Source organism: Micromonospora sp. RP3T, from assembly GCF_003027925.1.
In the GTDB taxonomy this organism is placed as follows: domain Bacteria; phylum Actinomycetota; class Actinomycetes; order Mycobacteriales; family Micromonosporaceae; genus Micromonospora.
In genome coordinates, this window is the sequence record NZ_PYPS01000030.1 from 71,985 (window position 1) to 94,823 (window position 22,839).

Annotated in this window: 19 protein-coding genes; 9 read left to right on the forward strand and 10 right to left on the reverse strand. The window is 75.0% G+C overall.

The genetic code is table 11. The features are described 5' to 3' along the window. Nucleotides 1-23: 23 nt before the first annotated feature. The 4 genes from C8054_RS22840 to C8054_RS22855 all read right to left on the reverse strand — a co-directional run bounded on the left by C8054_RS22840 (nucleotide 24) and on the right by C8054_RS22855 (nucleotide 3,400). Nucleotides 24-587, reverse strand: a complete 564-nt coding sequence (locus C8054_RS22840; RefSeq protein ID WP_107159968.1) for an ATP-binding protein — start codon at nucleotides 585-587, stop codon at nucleotides 24-26. Further along, on the reverse strand, nucleotides 584-1,558 hold the full coding sequence (locus C8054_RS22845; RefSeq protein WP_107159971.1) for a carbohydrate kinase family protein: 975 nt from the start codon (nucleotides 1,556-1,558) through the stop codon (nucleotides 584-586). Before C8054_RS22845 ends, C8054_RS22840 begins: the two co-directional genes overlap by 4 nt. Before the next feature lie 173 nt (nucleotides 1,559-1,731). Next, nucleotides 1,732-2,103 carry an iron-sulfur cluster insertion protein ErpA gene (gene erpA, locus C8054_RS22850; RefSeq protein WP_107159973.1) on the reverse strand — a complete coding sequence of 124 codons (372 nt, stop codon included), beginning with the start codon at nucleotides 2,101-2,103 and terminating at the stop codon, nucleotides 1,732-1,734. Nucleotides 2,104-2,239: 136 nt separating this feature from the next. Next, nucleotides 2,240-3,400, reverse strand: a complete 1,161-nt coding sequence (locus C8054_RS22855; RefSeq protein WP_199199885.1) for a glycerate kinase — start codon at nucleotides 3,398-3,400, stop codon at nucleotides 2,240-2,242. Between the two features lie 43 nt (nucleotides 3,401-3,443). Between C8054_RS22855 and nadA the strand changes: the two genes are divergently transcribed. The 3 genes from nadA to C8054_RS22870 all read left to right on the forward strand — a co-directional run bounded on the left by nadA (nucleotide 3,444) and on the right by C8054_RS22870 (nucleotide 6,867). Continuing rightward, nucleotides 3,444-4,619 carry a quinolinate synthase NadA gene (gene nadA, locus C8054_RS22860; RefSeq protein WP_107160012.1) on the forward strand — a complete coding sequence of 392 codons (1,176 nt, stop codon included), beginning with the start codon at nucleotides 3,444-3,446 and terminating at the stop codon, nucleotides 4,617-4,619. A 214-nt stretch (nucleotides 4,620-4,833) separates the two neighbouring features. Next, the gene (gene murA, locus C8054_RS22865) at nucleotides 4,834-6,189 is read left to right on the forward strand and encodes a UDP-N-acetylglucosamine 1-carboxyvinyltransferase (protein WP_107159977.1); all 1,356 of its coding nucleotides are present in this window, start codon (nucleotides 4,834-4,836) and stop codon (nucleotides 6,187-6,189) included. 30 nt (nucleotides 6,190-6,219) lie between these two features. Next, entirely contained in the window at nucleotides 6,220-6,867 is a 648-nt protein-coding gene (locus C8054_RS22870) for a DUF3043 domain-containing protein (RefSeq protein ID WP_199199886.1), read from the forward strand. A 25-nt stretch (nucleotides 6,868-6,892) separates the two neighbouring features. Here C8054_RS22870 and C8054_RS22875 read toward each other — a convergent pair whose 3' ends face one another. From C8054_RS22875 to C8054_RS22885, 3 genes are read right to left on the reverse strand one after another with little or no spacing between them, the layout of a single operon-like run. Further along, nucleotides 6,893-7,879, reverse strand: coding sequence for an ATP-binding cassette domain-containing protein (locus tag C8054_RS22875; protein ID WP_107159981.1), 987 nt, complete (start codon nucleotides 7,877-7,879; stop codon nucleotides 6,893-6,895). Then, a complete protein-coding gene (locus C8054_RS22880) occupies nucleotides 7,876-8,691 on the reverse strand; it encodes an ABC transporter permease (RefSeq protein ID WP_107159983.1) in 816 nt (271 codons plus the stop codon). Before C8054_RS22880 ends, C8054_RS22875 begins: the two co-directional genes overlap by 4 nt. Nucleotides 8,692-8,737: 46 nt before the next feature. Beyond that, nucleotides 8,738-9,589 carry an ABC-2 family transporter protein gene (locus C8054_RS22885; protein WP_107159985.1) on the reverse strand — a complete coding sequence of 284 codons (852 nt, stop codon included), beginning with the start codon at nucleotides 9,587-9,589 and terminating at the stop codon, nucleotides 8,738-8,740. Nucleotides 9,590-9,750: 161 nt separating this feature from the next. Here C8054_RS22885 and C8054_RS32860 point away from each other — a divergent pair, with 161 nt between their 5' ends. Both C8054_RS32860 and C8054_RS22895 read left to right on the forward strand, forming a co-directional pair. Further along, nucleotides 9,751-14,649 (forward strand): WG repeat-containing protein, encoded by a 4,899-nt coding sequence (locus tag C8054_RS32860; RefSeq protein WP_233220032.1) that lies wholly within the window; start codon nucleotides 9,751-9,753, stop codon nucleotides 14,647-14,649. Between the two features lie 51 nt (nucleotides 14,650-14,700). Continuing rightward, a complete protein-coding gene (locus tag C8054_RS22895; RefSeq protein ID WP_107159987.1) occupies nucleotides 14,701-15,699 on the forward strand; it encodes an aldo/keto reductase family protein in 999 nt (332 codons plus the stop codon). Between the two features lie 89 nt (nucleotides 15,700-15,788). Here C8054_RS22895 and C8054_RS22900 read toward each other — a convergent pair whose 3' ends face one another. Further along, on the reverse strand, nucleotides 15,789-16,586 hold the full coding sequence (locus C8054_RS22900) for a site-2 protease family protein (protein WP_107159989.1): 798 nt from the start codon (nucleotides 16,584-16,586) through the stop codon (nucleotides 15,789-15,791). Further along, complete coding sequence (locus C8054_RS22905) at nucleotides 16,583-16,783, reverse strand: hypothetical protein (protein WP_107159991.1); 201 nt, start codon at nucleotides 16,781-16,783, stop codon at nucleotides 16,583-16,585. The genes C8054_RS22900 and C8054_RS22905 overlap by 4 nt, the downstream gene beginning before the upstream one ends. A 213-nt stretch (nucleotides 16,784-16,996) precedes the next feature. Between C8054_RS22905 and C8054_RS22910 the strand changes: the two genes are divergently transcribed. From C8054_RS22910 to C8054_RS22920, 3 genes are all read left to right on the forward strand, one after another. After that, nucleotides 16,997-18,979 carry a bifunctional adenosylcobinamide kinase/adenosylcobinamide-phosphate guanylyltransferase gene (locus C8054_RS22910; protein ID WP_107159993.1) on the forward strand — a complete coding sequence of 661 codons (1,983 nt, stop codon included), beginning with the start codon at nucleotides 16,997-16,999 and terminating at the stop codon, nucleotides 18,977-18,979. Further along, complete coding sequence (locus tag C8054_RS22915) at nucleotides 18,969-19,742, forward strand: adenosylcobinamide-GDP ribazoletransferase (RefSeq protein WP_107159996.1); 774 nt, start codon at nucleotides 18,969-18,971, stop codon at nucleotides 19,740-19,742. Before C8054_RS22910 ends, C8054_RS22915 begins: the two co-directional genes overlap by 11 nt. 62 nt (nucleotides 19,743-19,804) lie before the next feature. Continuing rightward, complete coding sequence (locus C8054_RS22920; RefSeq protein WP_107159998.1) at nucleotides 19,805-21,094, forward strand: DUF2314 domain-containing protein; 1,290 nt, start codon at nucleotides 19,805-19,807, stop codon at nucleotides 21,092-21,094. Nucleotides 21,095-21,182: 88 nt separating this feature from the next. On the opposite strand, the gene gcvT is transcribed toward C8054_RS22920, so the two are convergent. Continuing rightward, entirely contained in the window at nucleotides 21,183-22,307 is a 1,125-nt protein-coding gene (gene gcvT / locus C8054_RS22925) for a glycine cleavage system aminomethyltransferase GcvT (protein WP_107160000.1), read from the reverse strand. 165 nt (nucleotides 22,308-22,472) lie between these two features. On the opposite strand from gcvT, the gene C8054_RS22930 reads away from it, so the two are divergent. Then, nucleotides 22,473-22,839: M17 family peptidase N-terminal domain-containing protein (locus tag C8054_RS22930; RefSeq protein WP_306766822.1), on the forward strand; the 367-nt coding region annotated here is incomplete at its 3' end.

Below are 22,839 nucleotides of genomic sequence, written 5' to 3' on the forward strand. Positions count from 1 at the left end.
GGGGCCCCGGTTAACGGGGATGCTCAGGTCAGGTAGGCGAGGATGCCGGGCAGGGGGTCGGCCGCCACGGCGGTGTCGACCACCAGGCGGGGACCGATCAGCGGCTCGTACTCGGCGCGGCGTACCAGCGTCTGCTCCCAGGTCGCGGGCGTCTGCCCGTCGGCCGGCCGGGCCTCGACCCGACGCCGGTGCTCCGCCTCGTCGCCGCAGTGCACCTCGATCACCCGCAGCGGGACGCCGGCCCGTTCGGCCAGGTCGTGCCAGAGGCCGCGGGCGGAGGCGACCGGGTTCACCGCGTCGATCACCACGCTCAGCCCGAGGCCGAGCTGCACCTCGGCGAGCCCGGCGACCGCGCCGTACGCGGCCATTCCGGGCACGTCGCCGACCAGTCCGTAGTGGCCCAGGGCCCGCTCGACCGGGTCGACCGGCAGGACCGGGGCGCGCAGCGCGGCGCCGACCCGGACGGCGAGCGTGCTCTTGCCCACGCCGGGCAGCCCGGCGAAGGCGACAAGCACCGGCCCTTCGCCCGAGCCGGGGCGGACCGCCGCCGGGCCCACCCCGCCGGTCGGGCCGGCCGGGCCGCTCACAGCAGGTGCGGCCGGACGTCCTCGGCGGCCGCGTCCCCGTACGACTCGGCGAGCCGCTTGACGAACAGGTCCCGTCGGACCTCGTACTCCTGGCCGCCGAAGTTCTCCAGCACCAGGGCGGCCAGCAGGCAGCCGACCTGGGCGGCGCGCTCCAGCCCGACGCCCCAGTCGAGCGCGGCGAAGAAACCGGCCCGGAAACCGTCGCCGACGCCGGTCGGGTCGACCGCCTGGATCTCCCGCGCGATCGGCACCCGGATGGTGCCGACCTCCCGGCCGGCGATCTCCACCCCGTGCTTGCCCAGCGTGGTGACCCGCACCTTGACCCGGTCCAGCAGCTGCTCGTCGGTCAGGCCGGCCTTGCTCTGGAGCAGCGACTTCTCGTACTCGTTTGTCATCAGGTACTCGGCGCCGTCGACCAGGCCGAGCACGTCCGCGCCGTCCATACGGGCGAGCTGCTGGGACGGGTCGGCGACGAACGCGTAGCCGCGGTCCCGGCACTCGGCGGAGTGCCGGATCATCGCGGCCGGGTCGTTGGCGCTGACCAGCACCAGGTCGAGCCCGCCGAGGCGCTGCGCCACCGGGGCCAGCTCGATGTTGCGGGCCTCGCTCATCGCGCCGGCGTAGAAGGACGCGATCTGGCACATGTCGGTGTCGGTGGTGCAGACGAAGCGGGCGGTGTGCGCCACGTCGCTGACGTGCACCGAGTCGCAGTCGACGCCGTGCCGCTCCAGCCAGGACCGGTAGTCGGCGAAGTCCGCCCCGACGGCGCCGAGCAGCACCGGCCGCAGCCCGAGCTGGGCCATGCCGAACGCGATGTTGGCCGCGGTGCCGCCGCGCCGGAGCACCAGCTCGTCGACGAGGAAGGAGAGCGAGACCTTGTCGAGCTGGTCCGCGATGAGCTGGTCGGCGAAGCGGCCGGGGAAGCTCATCAGGTGGTCGGTCGCGATCGAGCCGGTCACGGCGATCTTCATGTCAACCCTCGTGGTCGGGAGCACGGCGCGGTCAGACTACCGGGCGTTCCGGCGCTCCGGTCGATGTCGGTCGTGAACCGACCATTCACCGCACGTTCGCGTAGCAACGAAAACGGCGGAACCACCCCGGAAGGGATGGTTCCGCCGTTCGGCAGGTGTTTCGGCCCGTCGACTCAGCTGAACGAGTCGCCGCAGGCGCAGGAGCTGCCGGCGTTCGGGTTGTCGATGGTAAAGCCCTGGGCGTCGATCCGGTCGGCGAAGTCGATCGTGGCGCCGGTCAGGTACGGGGCGCTCATCCGGTCGACGACGACCTCGACACCGCCGAAGTCGGTGACGACGTCACCGTCGAGCGACCGCTCGTCGAAGAAGAGCTGGTACCGCAGGCCGGAGCAGCCACCCGGCTGCACGGCGACGCGGAGCCGCAGGTCGTCGCGGCCTTCCTGCTCGATCAGGGCCTTGACCTTCTGCGCCGCGACGTCGGTGAGGACGACGGTGCTGGGGGCCTCCTTGGCCTCGGTCGACTCGGTCTGCGCTGGCGTGGTCACGTGGAAGTCTCCCTGCGCGGTATGAGGTCCGGACGTACTGGCCAACGCCGCACGTCCGCCAGTATTCCCGGTGGTCCGCCTCCGATCGTACGCCGCTGTCGGCGTGATCACCCGGCAGCGTGACCAGCGGAACGCCTCAGCGGCTCCACTGGCCGGCCAGCCGGGCGCCGAGCGCGCGCAGCCCCTCGGCCGGCCGCTCCATCGCCGCCGCCACTCCCCCACGCTCCTCGCCGCCGAAGTGCTCGACCAGGCTGTGCGCCTCGGTCACGCCGGCCGCGGCGGCCTCTCGCCGCCCGGTGCTCACCCGTCCCGCCAGCACCAGGCACGGCACACCGCGGTCGCGGGCCGCCCCGGCCACGCCGGCGACCACCTTGCCGCGCAGCGACTGGTGGTCGAAGGAACCCTCGCCGGTGATCACCAGGTCGGCGGCGTCCAGCGCGGCGTCCAAGCCGACCGAGCGGGTGACCAGGCCGATGCCCGACTCGCGCCGGCCGCCGAGGGCCAGCACCGCCGCGCCGAGGCCACCGGCCGCGCCGCCGCCGGGCAGCGCGCCGAGGTCGGGCGGGCACCCGGGCAGCGTCTCGGTGAGCACGGCCGCCCAGCGCTCCAGCGCGGCGTCCAGCAGCAGCACGTCCGCCCGGCCGGCGCCCTTCTGCGGCCCGAAGACGCTGCTCGCGCCGTGCAGCCCGAGCAGCGGGTTGTCCACGTCGGTGGCGGCGACCAGCGTCGCGCCCCGCAACCGGGGTACGCCGTCGAGCGCGGCGACCCCGGCCAGCGCCGCCCCGCCGTACGGCAACGCCCGGCCGCCGGCGTCGAGCGCTGTGACGCCGAGCGGGACGAGCATCCCGGCGCCGCCGTCGTTGGTGGCCGAGCCGCCCAGCCCGAGCACCACGGTCCGCGCGCCCGCCTCGACCGCGGCGGCGACCAGCAGTCCCAGCCCGTACGACGTGGTGGCCTTCGGGTCCCGTTCGGCGGCGGACAGCAGGTGCAGGCCGCACGCCTGCGCGCTCTCCAGGTACGCCACGCCGTCGTCGGTGAGCAGGATCTCACCGGCGGCGGGACGGCCGAGCGGGTCGACGGTGGGCACCGGCAACCGCCGCCCGGGCAGCGCCCCGGCGAGCACCTCGACGAACCCGGGTCCGCCGTCGGCGAGCGGTCGGAGCAGCAGGTCGTCGTCTCCGGCGACGGTCCGCCAGCCCTCGGCCACCGCGGCGGCCACCTCCGGGGCCGACAGGGTGCCGGCGAACTTGTCCGGGCAGAGGAGCACGCGCATGCCGAGCAGTGTGGCAGGCCACATCCGGGGCGGCTGCGCGGCGGCCGGGCTGTGGGACCATGGGGACGTGACTTCGACCTGGGTTGAGCCCTCCAACACGGCCACTGCGCTGCTGCTCCTCGGCCGCGGCAGCGATCCCGCCACCGAGCGTGGCGTGGAGTGTCCGGGTGACCTCCCCGCGCCGAGCGATCCGGACCTGGTGGCCCGCGCGACCGCCGCGAAGGCGGCGCTCGGCACGAAGGTGTTCGTGCTGGGCCACCACTACCAGCGCGACGAGGTGATCCAGTTCGCCGACGTGACAGGCGACTCGTTCAAGCTGGCCCGGGAGGCGGCGGCCCGCCCGGACGCGGAGTACATCGTCTTCTGCGGCGTGCACTTCATGGCCGAGAGCGCGGACATCCTGACCTCGGAGGCGCAGAAGGTGATCCTGCCGGACCTCGCCGCCGGTTGCTCGATGGCCGACATGGCCGTGTTGTCGCAGGTCGAGTCCGCCTGGGACACGCTGACCGACCTGGGTGTGGCGGCGGACACCGTCCCGGTGACGTACATGAACTCCTCGGCCGACATCAAGGGTTTCGTCGGCCGGCACGGCGGCGTGGTCTGCACCTCGTCGAACGCCAAGCGGGCGCTGGACTGGGCGTTCGAGCAGGGCCGCAAGGTGCTGTTCCTGCCCGACCAGCACCTGGGCCGCAACACGGCGGTGCTGGAGATGGGCTTCTCGCTCGACGACTGCGTGCTCTACGACCCGCACAAGCCGGGCGGCGGGCTCACCGCGGAGCAGGTCCGCGACGCGAAGATGATCCTGTGGCGCGGGCACTGCTCGGTGCACGGCCGGTTCACCCTCGACAGCGTGCACGACGTACGGGCGCGGGTGCCCGGGGTGAACGTGCTGGTGCACCCGGAGTGCCGCCACGAGGTGGTCACCGCCGCCGACCTGGTGGGCTCCACCGAGTTCATCATCAAGGCCATCGAGGCGGCCCCGGCCGGCTCGTCGTGGGCGGTGGGCACCGAGCTGAACCTGGTCCGCCGGCTCGCGCTGGCCCACCCGGACAAGCAGATCATGTTCCTCGACCGGGCGGTCTGCTACTGCTCGACGATGAACCGGATCGACCTGCCGCACCTGGTCTGGGCGTTGGAGGAGCTGGTCGCCGGCCGCGTGGTCAACCAGATCACGGTGGACCCGGAGACCGCCGGCCACGCCCGCGCGGCGCTGGACCAGATGTTGGCGCTGCCCGGCGCCTGATCACCCTCGGTGAGATAGCTGGCACGGAAACGTACCGGACACCCCGGTTCGTGCCCCCGCTGGCGATGTGACCGATTCCATTCTCGTCACGGAGGGCTATGCTGCCGGGGCGACGACATACGCGTGCCGGTTTTCCCATGGCCGCGATCCGGGTAGCGATGACCAATCGCGAGCCCTCACCTACACGGCAACACCCAACGCGCTGGAGGTTGCGTTGACCGACGACGTCCTGGTCGTACACGGAGGCACTCCGCTCGAAGGGCGGATCCGCGTGCGCGGCGCGAAGAACCTCGTGTCCAAGGCGATGGTGGCCGCCCTGCTCGGCGACACACCGAGCCGGCTGTTCGACGTGCCGCGGATCCGTGACGTCGAGGTGGTCCGCGGGCTGCTCGGCCTGCACGGGGTGAAGGTGACCGACGGCGCCGAGGACGGCGAGCTGGTGTTCGACCCGTCCAACGTCGAGAGCGCCAGCACCGACCAGATCAACGTGCACGCCGGGTCCAGTCGGATCCCGATCCTGTTCTGCGGACCGCTGCTGCACCGGCTCGGCCACGCGTTCATCCCCGACCTGGGCGGCTGCCACATCGGCCCGCGCCCGATCGACTTCCACCTGCAGGCGCTGCGCGAGTTCGGCGCGACCGTCGACAAGACCCCCGAGGGTCTGCACCTGTCGGCGCCGAACGGGCTGCACGGCACCAAGTTCGCCCTGCCGTACCCGAGCGTCGGCGCCACCGAGCAGGTGCTGCTGACCGCGGTGATGGCCGAGGGCGTCACCGAGCTGCGCAACGCCGCCGTCGAGCCGGAGATCATCGACCTGATCTGCATCCTGCAGAAGATGGGCGCGATCATCAAGGTCCACACCGACCGGGTGATCGAGATCCAGGGCGTCAAGAAGCTGCACGGCTACACGCACCGGCCGATCCCCGACCGCATCGAGGCCGCGAGCTGGGCGGCGGCGGCGCTGGCCACCCGCGGCCACGTCGAGGTGCTCGGCGCGCAGCAGGCCGACATGATGACGTTCCTGAACATCTTCCGCTCCGTCGGCGGCGAGTACGAGGTCACCGACACCCGGCCGCCGAAGCTCGGCGACCCCGGCCAGGAGGGCGGCATCCGGTTCTGGCACCCGGGCGGCGAGCTGAACGCGGTGGCCCTGGAGACCGACGTGCACCCCGGCTTCATGACCGACTGGCAGCAGCCGCTGGTGGTCGCGCTCACCCAGGCCCGGGGCCTGTCGATCGTCCACGAGACGGTCTACGAGCAGCGGCTCGGCTACACCGAGGCGCTGAACACGATGGGCGCCAACATCCAGGTCTACCGGGACTGCCTCGGCGGCACCCCGTGCCGTTTCGGCCGGCGCAACTTCAAGCACTCGGCGGTGATCGCCGGCCCGAGCAAGCTGCACGCGGCCGACCTGGTCATTCCGGACCTGCGGGCCGGGTTCAGCCACCTCATCGCGGCGCTCGCCGCCGAGGGCACCTCCCGGGTGTACGGCGTCGACCTGATCAACCGGGGCTACGAGGACTTCGAGGCCAAGCTGGCTGACCTGGGCGCGCACGTCGAGCGTCCCTGATCCACCCGGTCACCGGCCCGGCGCACCGCGATGTGCGCCGGGCCGCACCGGTTGGCTACCCTTGCCGGCGTGCCGTCGCTGTTTCGCCGCAAGTCCGCCGACCCCGTCGAGGAGTCCGTCACCACGGTGACGACCGACGAGGAGTCCGCCGCCGCCCGCCCCCGGGGCTACACGCCCAGCAAGAAGGAGTTGGGGCGGACCACTCCGAAGCGTCCGGCCGCCGGTCGCCGGGCCGCCGCGCCGGTCCGTCCGCTGACCAAGGAGGAGGCCCGGGAGCAGCGCCGCACGGCGCGCGCCGAGGCCAGCGCCGAATTCCGCCGCGAGGGCGGTCCGCGGGACCGCGGGCCGGAGCGCCTGCTGGCCCGCAACGTGGTCGACTCCCGGCGTACGATCGGCACCTGGTTCTTCGGTGGCGCGCTGATCGTGCTGGTCGGCTCCAACCAGGCCATGCCGCCGGTCGTGCGGCTGGCGTCCAACCTGCTCTGGGGCGCGCTGGCGCTGGGCGTCCTGATCGACTCGGTGCTGATCTCCCGGAAGATCAAGAAGCTGGTCCGTGAGCGCTTCCCGAAGAGCACCGAGAAGCTGGGCTCGCTCTACTTCTACGCGATCATGCGGTCGATCACGTTCCGGAAGATGCGCGCCCCGGCCCCCCGGGTCAACATCGGCGACAAGGTCTGAGCAACACGTTAAGAGGGGCCCCCTGCTATACGCCAGGCGTTAAGAGGGGGCCCTTCCTTTCGCTCTGGTAGAGGCGGGCGACGACCTCCTCGATGTCCGGCTCCACGATCGAGATGTCGCGCAGCGTGGCCAGGCCGGCCAGCCCGGCCACCACCTCGGCGACGCTCGCCCGGTCCAGCGCGAACACCAGCCGCCGCCCGTCCGCCTCCACCCGCTGCACCGGCGCGCCCGGCAGCACCGGCGGCTCGGGCAGCGCGGTGTCCAGCTCGGCGACCACCATGCGGCGGGAGCCGTACCTGCGGTGCAGCTCCGCGATCGACCCGTCGTGCACCACCCGGCCGTGGTCGACGACCACGAGCCGCCGGCAGAGCCGCTCGATGTCGGCCAGGTCGTGCGTGGTGAGCACCAGCGTGGTGTCACCGGCCCGGCCCAGCTCGGCCAGGAAGCCCCGGACCGCCTGCTTGCTCACCACGTCCAGCCCGATGGTCGGCTCGTCCAGGAAGAGCACCTCCGGGCCGTGCAGCAGCGCCGCGGTCAGCTCGCCGCGCATCCGCTGCCCCAGGGAGAGCTGCCGGACCGGGGTGTCCAGGAACGCGTCCAGGTCGAGCAGGTCCCGGCAGCGGGCCAGCCGCGCCGCGTGCGCGCCGGCCGGCACCCGGTAGACGTGCCGCAGCAGGTCGAACGAGTCCCGCAGCGGCAGGTCCCACCAGAGCTGCGACCGCTGCCCGAACACCACCCCGATGCGCAGCGCCAGCCGGGTCCGGTCGGCCACCGGCCGCAGCCCGCAGACCCGGGCCCGGCCCGCCGACGGCATGAGCACACCGGTGAGCATCTTCAGCGTGGTCGACTTCCCGGCGCCGTTCGGGCCGATGTAGCCGAGCATCTCGCCGCGCTCCACCCGCAGGTCGACGCCGTCGACCGCGGTCACCGTCCGTTTCTCGCGGCGCAGCGTCCCGGTCCTCACCCGCACCGTGAACTCCTTGCGCAGCCCGTCCATCTCGATGACGTTCATGACCCCGTACTCCGGTAGTGACGGACCCCGACGCGCCAGGCCACGACCGCGACCGCCGCCGCGACCAGCGCGACGCCCGGCGACGCCCAGCCCACCCAGGCCGGCAGGCCCAGCGGGTCGGCCCGGCCGAGCAGCGCCAGCGCCGGGTGGTAACTGACGAATGCGAACCCCATCCCGTACGCGAACAGCGCGCGGAACCACCCGCCGTAGATGGTGACCGGGTACGAGGTGAAGTCGCGCCCGCCGTAGGTGACCGAGTTGGCCAGCTCGCCGGAGTCGACCCAGTAGAACGACACGGTGGCGGTGGTGACGAAGACCGAGGCGAAGAAGACCACCGCGGCCGGCGGGGCGACCACTGCCAGCGCGACCCGGCCCGGGGTCCAGTCGATCCCGGCCGAGGCGAGCGCGAACCCGAGCACCGCCAGGCCGAACACCGCGCGGGACACCTTACGCAACGGCAGGTCCATCAGCAGCAGTTGGGGCAGCGCGGCGAGCGGGCGGACCAGCACCGCGTCGAAGAGGCCGGTGCGCACGTACCGGGGCAGCCGTTCGACGTTGCCGACCAGCAGGTCGGCGGCGGCGAACCCGCACGACGACAGCCCGACCACGACAAGCGTCTCGCGCAGCGTGAAGCCGCCCAGCTCACGCGTCACCCCGAAGATCACCAGGACGGTGACCACGTCGAACACGGTCGCGCCCAGGTTGCCGACCAGGTCGACCACGAACGACGTGCGGTAGGCCGCCTGCGAACGCGCCTGCGCCCCGAGCAGCGCCCGGTACGCCCGCAGCGCCCCACCGCCGACCTCAGCCACCCTGGGCGCACCGCCGTGCTCAGCCACCCTGGGCGCACCGCTGTGCTCAGCCACCCTGCACCACCAGGCGGCGCTCGGCCCGGCGCTGCACCAGCCGGCAGAGCGCCAGCAGCAGCACCGCCCAGCCGAGTTGGACCCCGACCAGGCCGAGACCCGTCGACATCGGCTCCCGCTCGACAAGCACGTCCAGCGGCACCTGGAGGAGGCTCGGGAACGGGGTGGCGTAGCGCAGCGTCGCCTCCAGCCAGCCGGGCAGGAAGCCGAGCGGGAAGTAGAGCCCGGCGAGCACGCCCGAGCCCAGCGTCCACAGGATCATCGGGCCCCGGACGTCCTGCAACCAGTAGGCGGTGGCGTTGACCAGGTAGCGGCAGCCGAAACAGACCACGACCGCGAGCAGCGCGGAGAGCAGGAACAGCGGCACGGTGGCCCAGTGCCGGGGCAGGTACACCGCGAAGAAGAACGGGCCGACCACCAGCGGGGGCACCAGCCGGGCGAGCGCGGCGAACCCGGCCCGGCCCACGTCGACGGCGAGATAGTTGGTCACCGGGTGCACCGGTCGCAGCAGGTCGGCGGCCACCTCGCCGGAGCGGATCCGATCGGCCAGCTCGGTCCAGCCCCAGATCGCGATGACCGCCAGCAGCCCCTGCCCGGCCCAGACGAACGTGGCGAGCTGCGCCCGGTCGTAGCCTGCGACGGTGCCGGCCGCGTCGGTGGCGGCGAGGAAGATGTAGCAGCGCAGGAAGCCGAAAACGGTGTTGGTCACCACGCCGGCCACGGCCGCCTGCCGGTAGGTGGCGTGTCGCCGGAACCCGGCCGCCACTATCGCGCCGAATGTCCGAAACCATGGGGTAACGTGTCCGTCGGTGGGTGACGCCACAGTGGCGGTGACCGAGCCCACGCCGTTACCCTCCTTCCGCAGCCAAGACGTGCTGGCCGGGCGACTCTACCGGCGCGTCCGCCGCCCCAGCGCGACAATTTCCAACGAGGTGACACCGCCGTGAGCGAGCGACGCGAGCCGGTTCCGGGGCCGCGCCGCGCGAGCCGCGGAAGGGGCTGCCGATGAGTGGCTGGGGCAGCTGGCGTGAGCCGGCCGAACCGGCCTGGGCGCTGGAGCCCACCCACGAGTGGCAGCCACAGTTCCCCGGGCAGCGCTACCCGGGTGACATCGGCCTCGAACACCTGACGCCCCCGCCGCGTCGCCGGGCCGTGGTCGGACGCGCCGAGGTACGCCCGGTCAGCCCCGCTCCCGAGAACGCGCATCCGATCAGCCCGGCGCCGACGGACGCGTATCCGGCCGGCCCACGCGGGACGTACCCGGTCAGTCCGGCCGGGCCGCACGAGCCACGCGGGCAGCGGCCGGTCGGCGCGGCGGGCGAGTGGCACGGACGGCCGGACCGCCCCGGCGCGGACGGCCGACCGCCTCGACCGGCGGACCGGACCCCGCCCGGCCCGCCCCCGACACCCGAACGCTTCGACCAGCGCTGGACCCACCCCGGGGCGCAGTCGCACCGGTCGACCCCGCCGGCACCGGGCTGGATGCCGGAGCCGAGCGAGGCCCCGCAACCCGCCGCGAACTGGTCCGAGCGCCGCCGGCCGGCGGACGACCGCCGCACCCCGGTGGACGGTCGCGAAGCCGGACCCGACCGTCGCGAAGCCGGACCCGACCGTCGCTGGGGTCCGGCGGCCGACGCGGAGCGGAATGCCGTGCCCGGCCGGCCCACGGATCGCCACGGCCAGACCGGCCCCGTGCGCGAGCGCGGCACCGCGGCACGCGGCGAGCCGAGCCGTGACGGTTGGCGCGAACCGGGACCACCTCCGACGGACCGGCGCGAGCCGACCGGTGGCCGGTGGGCCGACGGCACGCCGCGCCGGGACGCCGCCGGCCCCACCGGGACCGACCGGTACGGCACCCCGCGTCCCACCGTCGACCAGCGGTGGGACGGCCAGCGCCCGCCGCTCGACCGGACCCACGCGCCGCAGGGCGAGTGGCCGGTGATCGAGCGGCGGTCGGGTACCGAGCCGGCCGCGTACCAGCCCGACGAGTGGTCCCGCCCACCCGCGGAGCGGCCGGCACCGGACGGGTACCCGGGCGGTCCGAGCGACGACCGCCGCCCCGACGGCCACCGTCCGGAGCAGGACGGCCCGGCCCGCCCTCGCCCCGAGTCCCGGGATGCCCGACCGCCCGCCGCGCGCCCCGACCACCGGCCTCGGCCGGCCCAGTGGCCGGTACGCCCCGACGAGCACCCACCGGTCCGTGCCGGTGACGCCCCGACGCGGCCGGTGCCGCCGAGCCGGTCCGACGAGCCACCACGGTCCGCTCCCCCGGCCCCCGGTCGCTACGACGAGATCCGTCGGCCGGCTGCCGAACAGGATCGCCGGGCCCCCACCGGACCGGCCCCCACCGGACCGGTTTCCGGCGTTACCGGGACCGGCGTTACCGGGACCGGCGTTACCGGGACCGGCGTTACCGGGACCGGCCGGCCGGCGGCGCCCGTGGCACGAGCGTCCGCGCCCGGGGTGGCGGCCGACGCGCCGGCCCCGACCGCTCCCGCTCGCTCCGCCCCAGCTGCTCCCGCCCGCCCCGCCCCGCCTGCCTACCCCGGCCCCGGCCCCGGCCCCGGCCCCGGCCCCGGCCCCGGCCCCGGCCCCGGCCCCGATCAGGATCGGCGGGAGCCCGCCGGGCACCGCCCACCGGCGCCCGAGACGGGTCCGGCGCCGCAGCCGAGGGACTCCGGTGCGGAGGCATGGTTCCGGCCGAGCAAGCCGGCGACGACCGGCGGGCGTGACGGCCAGCCCGGCGACACGGCCAGTGTCGAGGCACCGGCCGCGCCGTCCGTTTCCGCCGGGGCGACCTTGCCGACAGAACCTGACTCCGCCGCTTCCCCGACCGGCCACGCGCCGACGGACCGGCTTCAGGCTGCCGTACCGATCGACCAGGCCCGGACTGCCGCACCGGCGGATCAGGCCCCGGATGTCGTGCCGGCGGACGAGGACCCGGCTGCCGCGCAGGCCGGACCGGAGCGGCGGGTCGCTTCGATCGCGCCCACCGAACCGACGGGGGTGACCGGCGACCGCTATCGACCTGAGAGCGTGCCCGACTCGGCGGTCGTATCCGGGATCGGCACCACGCCTCGGACCACCGACGGAGCCGAGGACACCGGGCCCGCCTCCACCTCCGTCGACCATGTCGACCCGCCGGCCGAACCGGTCGCCGCCACGGCAACCGAGGTGACGCTTCCCGACGCGCACCCGTCGGCGTCCCCGGCGTCGATGCCTGCCGAATCCCCGACGCCGGCACCGCCCACTCCGTCCGCCGACCCTCCAACCCCCACGCCGACCGTCCCGGCCACCGGCTCCGTACCGTCCGCCGGCCGCGACCGGCCGACACCGGCCGAAGCGCCGACCGCGGACCACACCGTCATGCCCGGCCGGGTCGACGCGTTGACCGACGACCGGGACGCCCGCACGGCCACCCGTGGCGACGCGCTCATCGACGAGCGGGACGCCCGCACGACCAGCCATGATGCGGCGACCGGCACCGGGGCCGACGCCGCGCCGGTCGCGGTGACCGACGATGAGCCGCGTACGGGCACGGACACCGGTGAGACGCCGCACGCGGTGGCCGACGATGAGCCGGTCGCGCTGGTCGATGACCCGCCGCACCCGGGCACCGACGACGCGCCGGTCCCGGTGGCCGACGACGTGCCGCACGCGAGCCCGGGCACCGACCTCGGGTCAGACGCGGTGACCGACGAACCACCGCACGCCGACACCGGCGCCCCGCCACGCGCGATCGTCGCCGACGAACCGCGCGCCGAGACCGACGCCACGGCACACGCGGTCGCCCACGTCCAGCCGGAGACCGGGGCCGACGCCGTGGCGTATCCGGGTGCCATGCCACAGGTCACGGCTGTCGCGGGAATGGCCGTCCCGTCGGGAGCGACAGCGGACCCGACCACGCCGTCGTCGGGGACCGGGGGCAGCGGTGCGGACGGCGACGGACGCGGGCAGGTGGTGCCAGATGACTTGCCCGCTGACGCCGCCGTACCCGGCTCCGCGCGCGGCAGTGAGCCGGGAGACGTCGTCCGGCCGGCACCGGACCGCACTGTCACGGTGGCCGGCGAGGAACCGCCTGTCGGGGCGACCCGCGCTGAGGAAGAACCGCGTCACCCACCCGTCGACGAAGAAGATTCGGCCTCTCTGCTGCCGGCCGCCGTGGATTCCACCGGCACCACTCCAGCCGAAGAAAATACGGTCGGGGCGTCCGCGAGTCCCCACGACACCGCTCGGAGCGTCGCCGCGACCGACCCGGGGCCCACCGGCCCGACCCGGGTGGACGGCGCTACCACCGGCTCGCGTGCCACCGGCACGACCCTGGCCGACAGCCCGACGCCGACCGCCACGAGCCCCACCGGCACGACCCGAGCCGACGACACGACCAGCACCACCGGCAGCACCGGCACAGGCGGCGGAGGGCGGGACGCATCCGAGCCGACCGGTTCGGGGTCGACACGTGCCGACACCGAACCGGTACGGGTGAACGACGAGGCCGACGGACCGGCTGACGCGCGTACCCCGGAATCGGAATCGGGGCCGGCGGGCGACGCCCGGGCGGACGTGGCGGGAGACGAACCGGCGCCGGCGCGTCCGGTGGACCCGGAGCGGGCGCTGGCCGCGGTCGGCTGGCGGCTGCACCCGGAGACGCTGCGCGAGGAGGCGCCCGATCCGGCGGAGCTGCGGCGGATCCGGGACGGGCTCACCGGCAAGCTCGAGACCGCGCTGGACAACCGCAGCCGGGCCCGGCTGCTCAGCCTGCGTGCGGTGGCGTCCCGGGTCCTCGGCGACGCCGACGACGCGGTCGCCGACGCGCGGCTGGCCCTCACGTACGCGGAGGCCACCGGCGAGTTGCGGCGGACCGCGCTGGCCCGCGCCCGGTTGGCCGAGGTGCTGCGGTGGCGGGGCGAGTACGCGGAGGCCGACCGGCTCTTCGCCGAGGCGAACTCGACGGAACTGCCGGACCGGTTGCGTGCGCTGCTGCACGAGCACGCCGGTCGCTGCTGTTACGACCAGGGTCGGCTGACCGAGGCGTGCCTGCACTTCGAGCGGGCGTTGGACCTGCGCCGGGGCGAGGACGCGGCGCTGAACGCGCGGACCCTGGTCGCGCTGGACGCGGTCGCGGCGCGGGCGGCGCGCGACGGGTTCGGGCCGGCGCCGCGCGGGCGGGCGGAGGTGCTCGGCACGCCGCGGTACCCGGTGGCGACGTTCGACGACGAGCAGGAGCTCTGGGGGTACGCGGACGCCGACGGCGAGCTGGTGATCCGGCACCGGTACGCCGAGGTGCAACCGTTCCAGGAGGGACTGGCCTGGGTCCGGCGGCCGGAGGCATCCCGCTGGGCGTTGATCGACACGTCGGGGGCGGCGCTGATCGAGGCGAACAACGGCTACCGCTCGGTGGGCGCGTTCGCCGAGGGCCTGTCGTGGGTGAGCATGGACGGCAAGGGCCGGTGGATGGCCGTCGACCGGACGAACATCGTGCAGATCCCGCCCGGTTACGAGGAGGTCCGGCCGTTCCGCAACGGTCTGGCCGCGGTGCGGCAGAACGGCGGCTGGGGGGCGGTGGACCACGCCGGCGAGGTGGTGGTGCCGACCCGCTACCACGGGCTCGGCACACCGCTGGCCGACGGCCGGCACCTGGCCGGCTTCACCGAGGAAGGGCTGGCGGTGGTCGAGCTGGCCGGCCGGCGAGGGGTGGTGGACCGGAGCGGCCGGGTCCGGGTGGCGCCCGCGTACCCGATGCTGGTGATCCACCCGGTGGCGTTCCTGGTCGCCACCGAGGCGGGTCGCTGGGGCGCGCTGGACCGGCACGGCGAGCCGCTGATCGACCCGGTGCACCCGGGCCGGGCCGCGGTGGCCGCCGAGATCGACCGGCTGCTCGCCGACGCCAACCCGGTGCTCTGACCCGGGGAGCCACGACGGGTGCCCGCCGCCGGACGGAGTTAGGGTCGGAGCATGGAATTCCGACACCTGGGCCGCTCCGGCCTGATGGTCAGCGAGATCTCGTACGGCAACTGGATCACCCACGGCTCGCAGGTCGAGGAGGACGCGGCGGTCGCCTGCGTGCGGGCCGCCCTCGACGACGGCATCACCACGTTCGACACCGCCGACGTCTACGCCGGCACCCGCGCCGAGTCGGTGCTCGGCCGCGCGCTGGCCGGCGAGCGCCGCGAGGGGCTGGAGATCTTCACCAAGGTGTACTGGCCGACCGGGCCGGGCCGCAACGACCGTGGCCTGTCCCGCAAGCACATCATGGAGTCGATCGACGGCTCGCTGCGCCGCCTGCAGACCGACCACGTCGACCTCTACCAGGCCCACCGCTTCGACGTCAGCACCCCGCTGGAAGAGACGATGGAGGCGTTCGCCGACGTCGTGCACGCCGGCAAGGCGCACTACATCGGCGTCTCGGAATGGACGGCGGCGCAGCTGCGCGAGGCGCACGCGCTCGCCCGTGAGCTGCGCATCCCGCTGGTCTCCAGCCAACCGCAGTATTCGATGCTGTGGCGGGTCATCGAGGCCGAGGTGATCCCGGCCAGCGAGGAGCTGGGCATCGGCCAGGTCGTCTGGTCGCCGATGGCGCAGGGCGTGCTGTCCGGCAAGTACCTGCCCGGCCAGCCGCCGCCGGCCGGCTCCCGCGCCACCGACGAGAAGTCCGGCGCGAACTTCATCGCCCGGTGGATGTCCGACGAGGTGCTCACCCGGGTGCAGCAGCTCAAGCCGCTCGCCGAGCAGGCCGGGCTGACCATGCCGCAGCTCGCGGTCGCCTGGGTGCTGCAGAACCCGAACGTGTCCTCGGCCATCATCGGCGCGTCCCGACCCGAGCAGGTGCACGACAACGTGAAGGCGGCGGGCGTGAAGCTCGACGCCAGCCTGCTCAAGGCGATCGACGACATCGTCGAGCCGGTCGTCGAGCGGGACCCGGCGAAGACGGAGAGCCCGGCGCGGCGTCCGTGACGTCAGTCGTCCCCGGGCCGGCGTCGCCGTCGACCCGGGGACGGCCGCCGCACACCCCGCCGGGCCGGTCGCCCGTACGGGTGGGCCCGTCAGCCCTGCCAGAAGCGGATCAGGTAGAGCCCCAGCCGGTAGAGGTCCGGGGGGAGGCCGAGCGCGTCGCCCACCGCGAAGACCCCGCCGAAGAACGCGCCGCCGATCCGCGGGCTCCACAGCAACGCGAAGAGCAGGATGAATCCGTACGGCGCGAAGAGGTCGTACATCCGCCGGTAGGCGGGGCTGAGCCAGGGCTGGATCATGTTGCCGCCGTCCAGGCCCGGCACCGGCAGCAGGTTGAGCACGCTGGCCATGAGCTGGAGGAACGCGAGCAGCGCGACACCGGCCCAGAACTCCAGCGGCCCGCCCAGCGCCGGCCCCCACGTCACGGCCGCCACCAGCACCAGCGTGAACACCACGTTGGTGGCCGGCCCGGCAAGGCTGACCAGGGTGTGCCGCAGCCGCCCGGGGATGGCGTGCCGGTCCACCCAGACCGCGCCGCCGGGCAGGCCGATGCCGCCGAGCAGCAGCACGACCACCGGCAACACGATCGACAGCAGCGGGCTGGTGTACTTCAGCGGGTTGAGCGTCAGGTAGCCGCGGTGGGCGATGTCCCGGTCGCCGGCCCGGTACGCGACCACGGCGTGCGCGTACTCGTGCAGGCAGAGCGAGACCAGCCAGCCGGCGACCACGAAGAGGAACACGTCGAACCGGACGTTGCCGTACCGGTTCCAGGTCATCACCCCGCCGGCCGCGAAGAGCGCGACCAGGGCCAGGAAGATGGGGCTGGGCCGGAACGCCGCCCGGGGCACGCCGAGGATCAGCGGGTCGCCCGGGCGGTCGTAGCCCGTCATTCGGCCGGGGGTTGCAGGCTCATCCGGTAGTCCACCCGGTCGTCCTCGACCAGCACGACGGAGGTGACGCCGGATGTCGCGAGCTCCCGCCAGGTCTGGCCGATCCAGGACTCGGCGTCCGCCTGGCTCGGGAACGACTCGCCCGGCCCGTCGACCGGGTCGCCGTTCGCACCCTCGTACCGCCAGCTCCACGCCATGCCGCGTCTCCCCTCGCCGCCCGTCGCCCCGCAGGACCGGAAACCCCCGCAAGCCTAGTCGGCCCGTCCCGCCCCAGCCCGCACCGCTCCCGCGATCTTGCGGTCGCCGCCCCGACAGAACGGGGCATTTGCCGCGTCCCGCGGGCAGCAACCGCAAGATCGGCGCTGGGAGGGGGTGGGGCGGGACGGGGGCGGGAGAACTAAGGTACGGACATGTCCGTTGACGGGTGGCACACCCTCCTGGTGCTCGGCGGTATCCGCTCCGGCAAGTCCGAGTTCGCCGAGTCCCTGGTCGCCGACGCGCCCATGGTCCGCTACGTGGCCACCGCCCCCGCCGGGGATCCGGATGACACCGAGTGGGCGACCCGCCTCGCGGCGCACCGCGCCCGGCGGCCGGGAAGCTGGACCACCGAGGAGACCGCGACGGATCCGGGCCGGCTGGCCGAGGTGATCGCCGCCGCCGGTCCGAACGACACGCTGCTCGTGGACGACCTGGGCGGCTGGGTCACCGTGCTGCTCGACCCGGCCCACCAGCCGGCCGACGACACCGCCACCGTCGCCGAGCTGGCCGCCGCGGTGCGGGCGAGCGAGGCCCGGCTGGTGCTGGTCAGCCCGGAGGTGGGCCTGTCCCTGGTGCCCACCACGCCGTTGGGCCGGGCGTTCACCGACGCGTTGGGCGCCACCAACCGGGCGGTGGCCGACGCCTGCGACGCGGTCGCGCTCGTGGTGGCCGGGCAGACCGCCTGGCTCAAGCCGCCCGCCGCGTCGCTCCCGACCGTGCCGGCGCACCCACCGGCGGCCCACGCCCCCGCCGGGGCCCGTCCGGACGGGACCGCTGCCACCACGGGCGGCGCCGGGGCGGCAACCGACGCCGCCTCGGGCGGAGCCCACGCGGCCACCACGGGCGGCGTGCCGCCCGAGCCACGGCACGCGGCCGGCGGTCGGGGCGTCGACGACGTGGCGCTGCCCGAGGTGCTCACCCCGGCCGCGACGCCGCCACCGGCCGGCGCGCCGGCCGGCCCGGCCGGGGCCGGCGACTGGGCGGCACCCACCATGGCGCTGCCGATGATCGCCACCGGCCTGGTCATCCAGCCGGGCATGGAACTGCCGATGCCGGACGACTTCACCGGCCCGCAGGCGGTAGACCGGCTCGCCACGCTCGACGTTCCCGGCGCCGGTCTGGGCGTGCTGGAGCAGGTGGTCGGCTTCGCCGCCGCCACCCAGGGCAGCGCGAACCCGCGTCCCTGGGCCACCGTCCGGGTGCTGCTGCTGCACGGCGACCACGACGGCGGCGCGTCGGCCGGCGCGATGGCCGGCGAGTCGGCGCGGCGCGCCCGACAGGCGCGCGCCGGCCGGGGCCCGCTGGCCCGGCTGGCCGCCGAGAACGGCGCCAGCCTCCAGGTCGTCGAGACGCCCGCCTCGGCGCCGTTCGAGGACGGCCCGGCGCTCACCGGCGCGCAGGTCGAGGCCGCGCTGCGCTACGGGTGGCGGTTGGCCGAGCAGGCCGCCGACGCGGGCGTACAACTGCTGGTGCTGGCGGCGTGCGGGGCCGGCGCCGAGGCGGCTGCCGCGGCGGTGCTGGCGGCCACCGCCGGCGCGGAGCCACCGGCGGTGCTCGGTCGGGTGGTGAACGACCAGGGCGAGATCGACGACAACGCCTGGATGGTCCGCTGCGCGGCGGTCCGGGACGCGCTGCACCGCACCCGGCGCTCCCCTCGGGAGGCCAAGGACATCCTGGCGGAGCTGGGCGGCGGCGACATCGCGACGGCCACCGGCGTGCTGCTCGGGGCCACCGCCCGGCGCGTCCCGGTGCTGCTCGACGGGCCGGTCGGCACCGCCGCCGGCATGGTCAGCCGCGACCTGGCCGGGCAGGCCCGGCACTGGTGCCTGCTGCCCGACCACGGCGGCCGGCCCGGGGTGCGGCTCGCCGCCGACGTGCTCGGCCTGACTCCGCTGCTGGACCTGCGCCTCGACCTGGGCGAGGGGGCGACCGCGCTGGCCGCGCTGCCGCTGCTGCGCTCGGCGCTGACGCTCGCCGCCTCGCTGCCGGCGCACCCGTCGCTGGGCGGCGCCGACGCCGACGCGCCGGCCGGCCCGGCGGACGAGCCGGACTTCGCCGAGCCGGAGCCGGCCGGACCGGGTCCGACCACTGTCGGGTACGACCAGCCGGTCTCGCCCGGCCGACGTGCCGACTGAGCGCCGGCTCGCCGACGGCGTCCGGCTGGCGCTGACCACGTTCACCACCGCGCCGGTACGCGCCGGCCGGGTCGACCGGGCCACCGCCGGCACCGCGATGGCGCTGGCCCCGGCGGTCGGCGCGCTGCTCGGCGCGGTGCTCGGCGGAACGCTGCTGCTGGCCGGGGCGCTGGCCCCGCCGCTGGTCGCCGCCGGGTTGACGGTCGGGCTGGGCGCGCTGCTCACCCGGGGTCTGCACCTGGACGGGCTGGCCGACACCGTGGACGCGCTCGGGTCGTACCGGCGCGGGCCGGCCGCGCTGGCGATCATGAAGCAGCCGGACGTCGGCCCGTTCGGGGTGGTCGCGTTGGTGGTCGTCCTCCTGCTCCAGACCGCGGTGCTGGCGGAGCTGGTCGGGCGGGACGCGGTCGCGGCGCTCGCCGCGGTGGTCACGGCCACCGCGGCCGGACGGCTGACGGTCGGTCTGGCCTGCCGCCGTGGCGTGCCGGCGGCCCGGCCGGACGGGTTGGGCGCGCTGGTCGCCGGCACGGTGGGGTGGGGCGTCGTGGCGCTCGGCGCGGTCGCCGTGGCGCTGCTGGCCGTGCCGGCGGCGCCGGGCCGCCCGTGGCAGGGGCCGCTCGCCGTGCTCGGCGCGCTCGCCGTCGCGGCCGGGCTGCTCCGGCACCTGGTACGCCGTTTCGGCGGCATCACCGGCGACGTCCTCGGGGCCCTGGTGGAGGTCGTCACCACGCTGTCCTACCTGGGACTGGTGCTGACCGGCTGATCGTCGCCCGGTGGGCCGGGTAGCGTTCGGGTGAGTGCACCGGCGTGGTCGAGGGAGACGGCATGCTCATCACGGACGACTTCCTGCCCGTACCGGTGCCGGAGTCGCTCGACGCGACCTACCTGGTGCCGATCGACGGGCTGCCCCGGGTGAGCCCGAAGACCGCGGTGGAGGGGCTGACCGGCCGGCTGGCCGGGCCGGTGCACGGGCTGGCCAAGCAGATGCTGGACAGCCCGCTGATGAGCGTGGACACGCGGTCGATTAGCGAGTTCCCCGAGCTTCCGCCGGACCTGCTGGCCGCGTTCGGCGCCACCGACGAGCAGCTCGCCCGACTGGCCGCCGCCACCCACCTGGTGGTGGTGCAGGCGGAGTACCGGCCCGGTTGGCCGCCGGCGCACGAGTGGGCGGCCCGGGCGGTGGCCGCGGCCATCGCCGAGACGGTCGGCGGGGACGTGGTCGACGTGTTCGGCCTCCAGTTCCTCGACCCGGCGACGGCGCTGCGCTCGCTGCCGGACGAGCAGGGCCGGGTCCGGCTGGTCGACTGGGTGCTGGTGCCCTACTCGTCCGACGCCGACGGGCTCTGGTTCACCACCAAGGGGCTGCGCCGGTTCGGGCTGCTGGAGTTGCAGGCCCAGGGCGTGCCGGACCACCTCACCCGGGCCTGGGGCGCGGTGATGACCGGCGCGGCCCGGCGGCTGCTGCGGGACTGGACCGACGGGCTGGCCGGCGAGGAGGTGCCGGCGTTCGTGCAGCTCCCGGTGCTGGCCACGGTGACCGGGCACGACATCGCGGTCGCGTACGGCAATCCGGAGCAGCACGGCGCGACCGCGCCGGTGCTGCTGCGGCTGGAGCTGGACCCGGCCACCGACCCGGACGCCGACTCGTTCCTCAGCCTGAACCCGCCGCCGGGGCATCCCGGGCCACCGGGCCGCTACTTCGCCGCCGCCTGCGCGACGCTGTTCAACGGCATCCAGCCCGACGTCCGCTACACGCGCACGGACGACGCGATGAGCCGGGCGGTGGCGACCGCCCGGGCCGCGCTCGGCGACATCCGGGCCCGGTTCCTGGCCGGGGGGCTGCCGGCGGAGAGCCAGCTCGTGGTCAAGTACGGCCTGCCCGGCGACGACGGCCCGGAGTACGTCTGGGCCGGGGTGACCTCGTGGGACGCCCCGGAACGGATCGTCGGCGCGAGCGCCACCGACGCCACCACCGACCCGAGCGTGCGGATCGGCTCGCCGGTCGTGGTCGAGGCGTCCGACGTGGTCGACTGGGCCGTGCTGGACGGCACCGGCGTGTTGGAGGGCGGCTGGACCCAGGCCGTCCTCGACGCCGGCGAGCGCGGCGAGGGCTGACCCGGGCCGGTCCTCGCTCCGAGGGCCGGCCCGGCCCGGCGCGGCCTGGTCAGCACACCGAGCGCCGGCCCGGCCCGGCGCGGCCTGGTCAGCGCACCGAGGGCTGGACGAACGGCGGCCGGGTCAGGCTCATCCGGGCCCGCCGGCCACGGATGTCCACCGTCAGCTCCTCGCCGTCGGGCAGCTTCGGGTCGGTGTCGACGAGCGCGAGCGCGATGCCGTGCTTGAGCGTCGGGCTGAACGTGCCGCTGGTGACGGTGCCGACCCGGCGGTCCCCGGCGTAGACGGCCATGCCGGGCCGCGGGATGGCCCGGTCGACCGCAGCGAGCCCGCGCAGCGTACGGACCGGTCCGGCGGCCTTCTCGGCGCGCAGCACGTCCCGGCCCCAGAAGGCCGGCTTGTCCCAGCCCACCGCCCAACCGGAGCGGCCCTGCACCGGGTTGATCTCCGGGGACAGGTCCTGCCCGTGCAGCGGGTACCCCATCTCGGTGCGCAGCGTGTCCCGGGCGGCCAGCCCGCACGCCCGCACGTCGTCGCCCGCGGCGAACAGCGCGTCCCAGACGGCGACCGCGTGCTCGGCGGGCACGACCAGCTCGTAGCCCAGTTCACCGGTGTAGCCGGTGCGGCAGACGGTCAGCTCGACGCCGGCCGACGTGGCGGTGGAGAAGCTCATGTAGTCGTGGGCGGTGGGCAGCCCGAGCGCGTCGAGCAGCGCCGCCGAGCCCGGTCCCTGGACCGCGAGCACCGCGTACGCCTCGTGCTCGTCGGTGACTGTCACGTCGGCCGGTGCGGCGGCGCGCAGCCGGCGGGCCACCTCGGCGGTGTTCGCCGCGTTGGGCACCAGGAAGACGTGGTCGTCGGCGTGCAGGTAGGCGATGATGTCGTCCACCACGCCGCCGGTGGCGTCGTCGCAGCAGAGCGTGTACTGCGCCTGGCCGGGCGCGATCCGGCCGAGGTCGTTGCTGAGGCAGGCGTTGACGAAGTCGGCCGCGCCGGGCCCGGCGACCCGGACCTTGCCCAGGTGCGAGACGTCGAAGACGCCCACAGCGGTCCGCACGGCGGTGTGTTCCCTGAGCACGCCGCCGCCGGCGTACTCGAGCGGCATCTGCCAGCCGCCGAAGGGGGCGAACTTCGCGCCGAGCGCGGTGTGTCGCTCGTGCAGCGGGGAACGGCGCAGCCGGGTCTCGGCAGCGTCGGAGGTCACCTCGGTCATGGGTGGCAACTTACCGGCCGGGGCCCCTGTGGTTAGCATCGGCGGGATCCCGTCGGCACGCATCGGCGGGACAGCCACGCCTCCGGCGGGTAGGTTGCCGCCGGAGAGACCTTCATCGCCGGTACGCGACGACGCGGCCGGCCCGGCCCGCCCGGAGTAGCTTTCGTGACATCGCCCCGCACCACCCTGAGCCTGGTCGACACCGACCCCGCCGAACTTCCCGTCGACGCGATCGTGATCGGCGTGCACAGCCAGCCGAACGGACCGGGCGACGGCGCACCCGCCGGTGCCCTGTTGCTGGCCAGCGGCGCGGAGAGCATCGCCGCCGCGTTCGACGGAAAGCTGACCGAGACGCTGGCCCTGCTCGGCGCGACCGGTGGCCCCGGCGAGGTGATCAAGCTGGCCACGCTCGGCACGGTGACCGCCCCGGTGGTCGCCGCCGTCGGGCTGGGCCCGGAGCCCGCCGGCGCCGCGCCCGCCCCCGAGTCCCTGCGCCGGGCCGCCGGCGCGGCGGTCCGGGCGCTGGCCGGCG

Excerpts from the sequence above, each read along its gene's own strand:
- C8054_RS22845 (WP_107159971.1), bottom strand. The coding sequence starts at position 1,558 with ATGAAGATCGCCGTGACCGGCTCGATCGCGACCGACCACCTGATGAGC.
- C8054_RS22855 (WP_199199885.1), bottom strand. The coding sequence starts at position 3,400 with ATGTGGCCTGCCACACTGCTCGGCATGCGCGTGCTCCTCTGCCCGGAC.
- C8054_RS22870 (WP_199199886.1), top strand. The coding sequence starts at position 6,220 with ATGTGCGCCGGGCCGCACCGGTTGGCTACCCTTGCCGGCGTGCCGTCG.
- C8054_RS22875 (WP_107159981.1), bottom strand. The coding sequence starts at position 7,879 with ATGAACGTCATCGAGATGGACGGGCTGCGCAAGGAGTTCACGGTGCGG.
- C8054_RS32860 (WP_233220032.1), top strand. The coding sequence starts at position 9,751 with ATGAGTGGCTGGGGCAGCTGGCGTGAGCCGGCCGAACCGGCCTGGGCG.
- C8054_RS22895 (WP_107159987.1), top strand. The coding sequence starts at position 14,701 with ATGGAATTCCGACACCTGGGCCGCTCCGGCCTGATGGTCAGCGAGATC.
- C8054_RS22900 (WP_107159989.1), bottom strand. The coding sequence starts at position 16,586 with ATGACGGGCTACGACCGCCCGGGCGACCCGCTGATCCTCGGCGTGCCC.
- C8054_RS22905 (WP_107159991.1), bottom strand. The coding sequence starts at position 16,783 with ATGGCGTGGAGCTGGCGGTACGAGGGTGCGAACGGCGACCCGGTCGAC.
- C8054_RS22910 (WP_107159993.1), top strand. The coding sequence starts at position 16,997 with ATGTCCGTTGACGGGTGGCACACCCTCCTGGTGCTCGGCGGTATCCGC.
- C8054_RS22920 (WP_107159998.1), top strand. The coding sequence starts at position 19,805 with ATGCTCATCACGGACGACTTCCTGCCCGTACCGGTGCCGGAGTCGCTC.
- gcvT (WP_107160000.1), bottom strand. The coding sequence starts at position 22,307 with ATGACCGAGGTGACCTCCGACGCTGCCGAGACCCGGCTGCGCCGTTCC.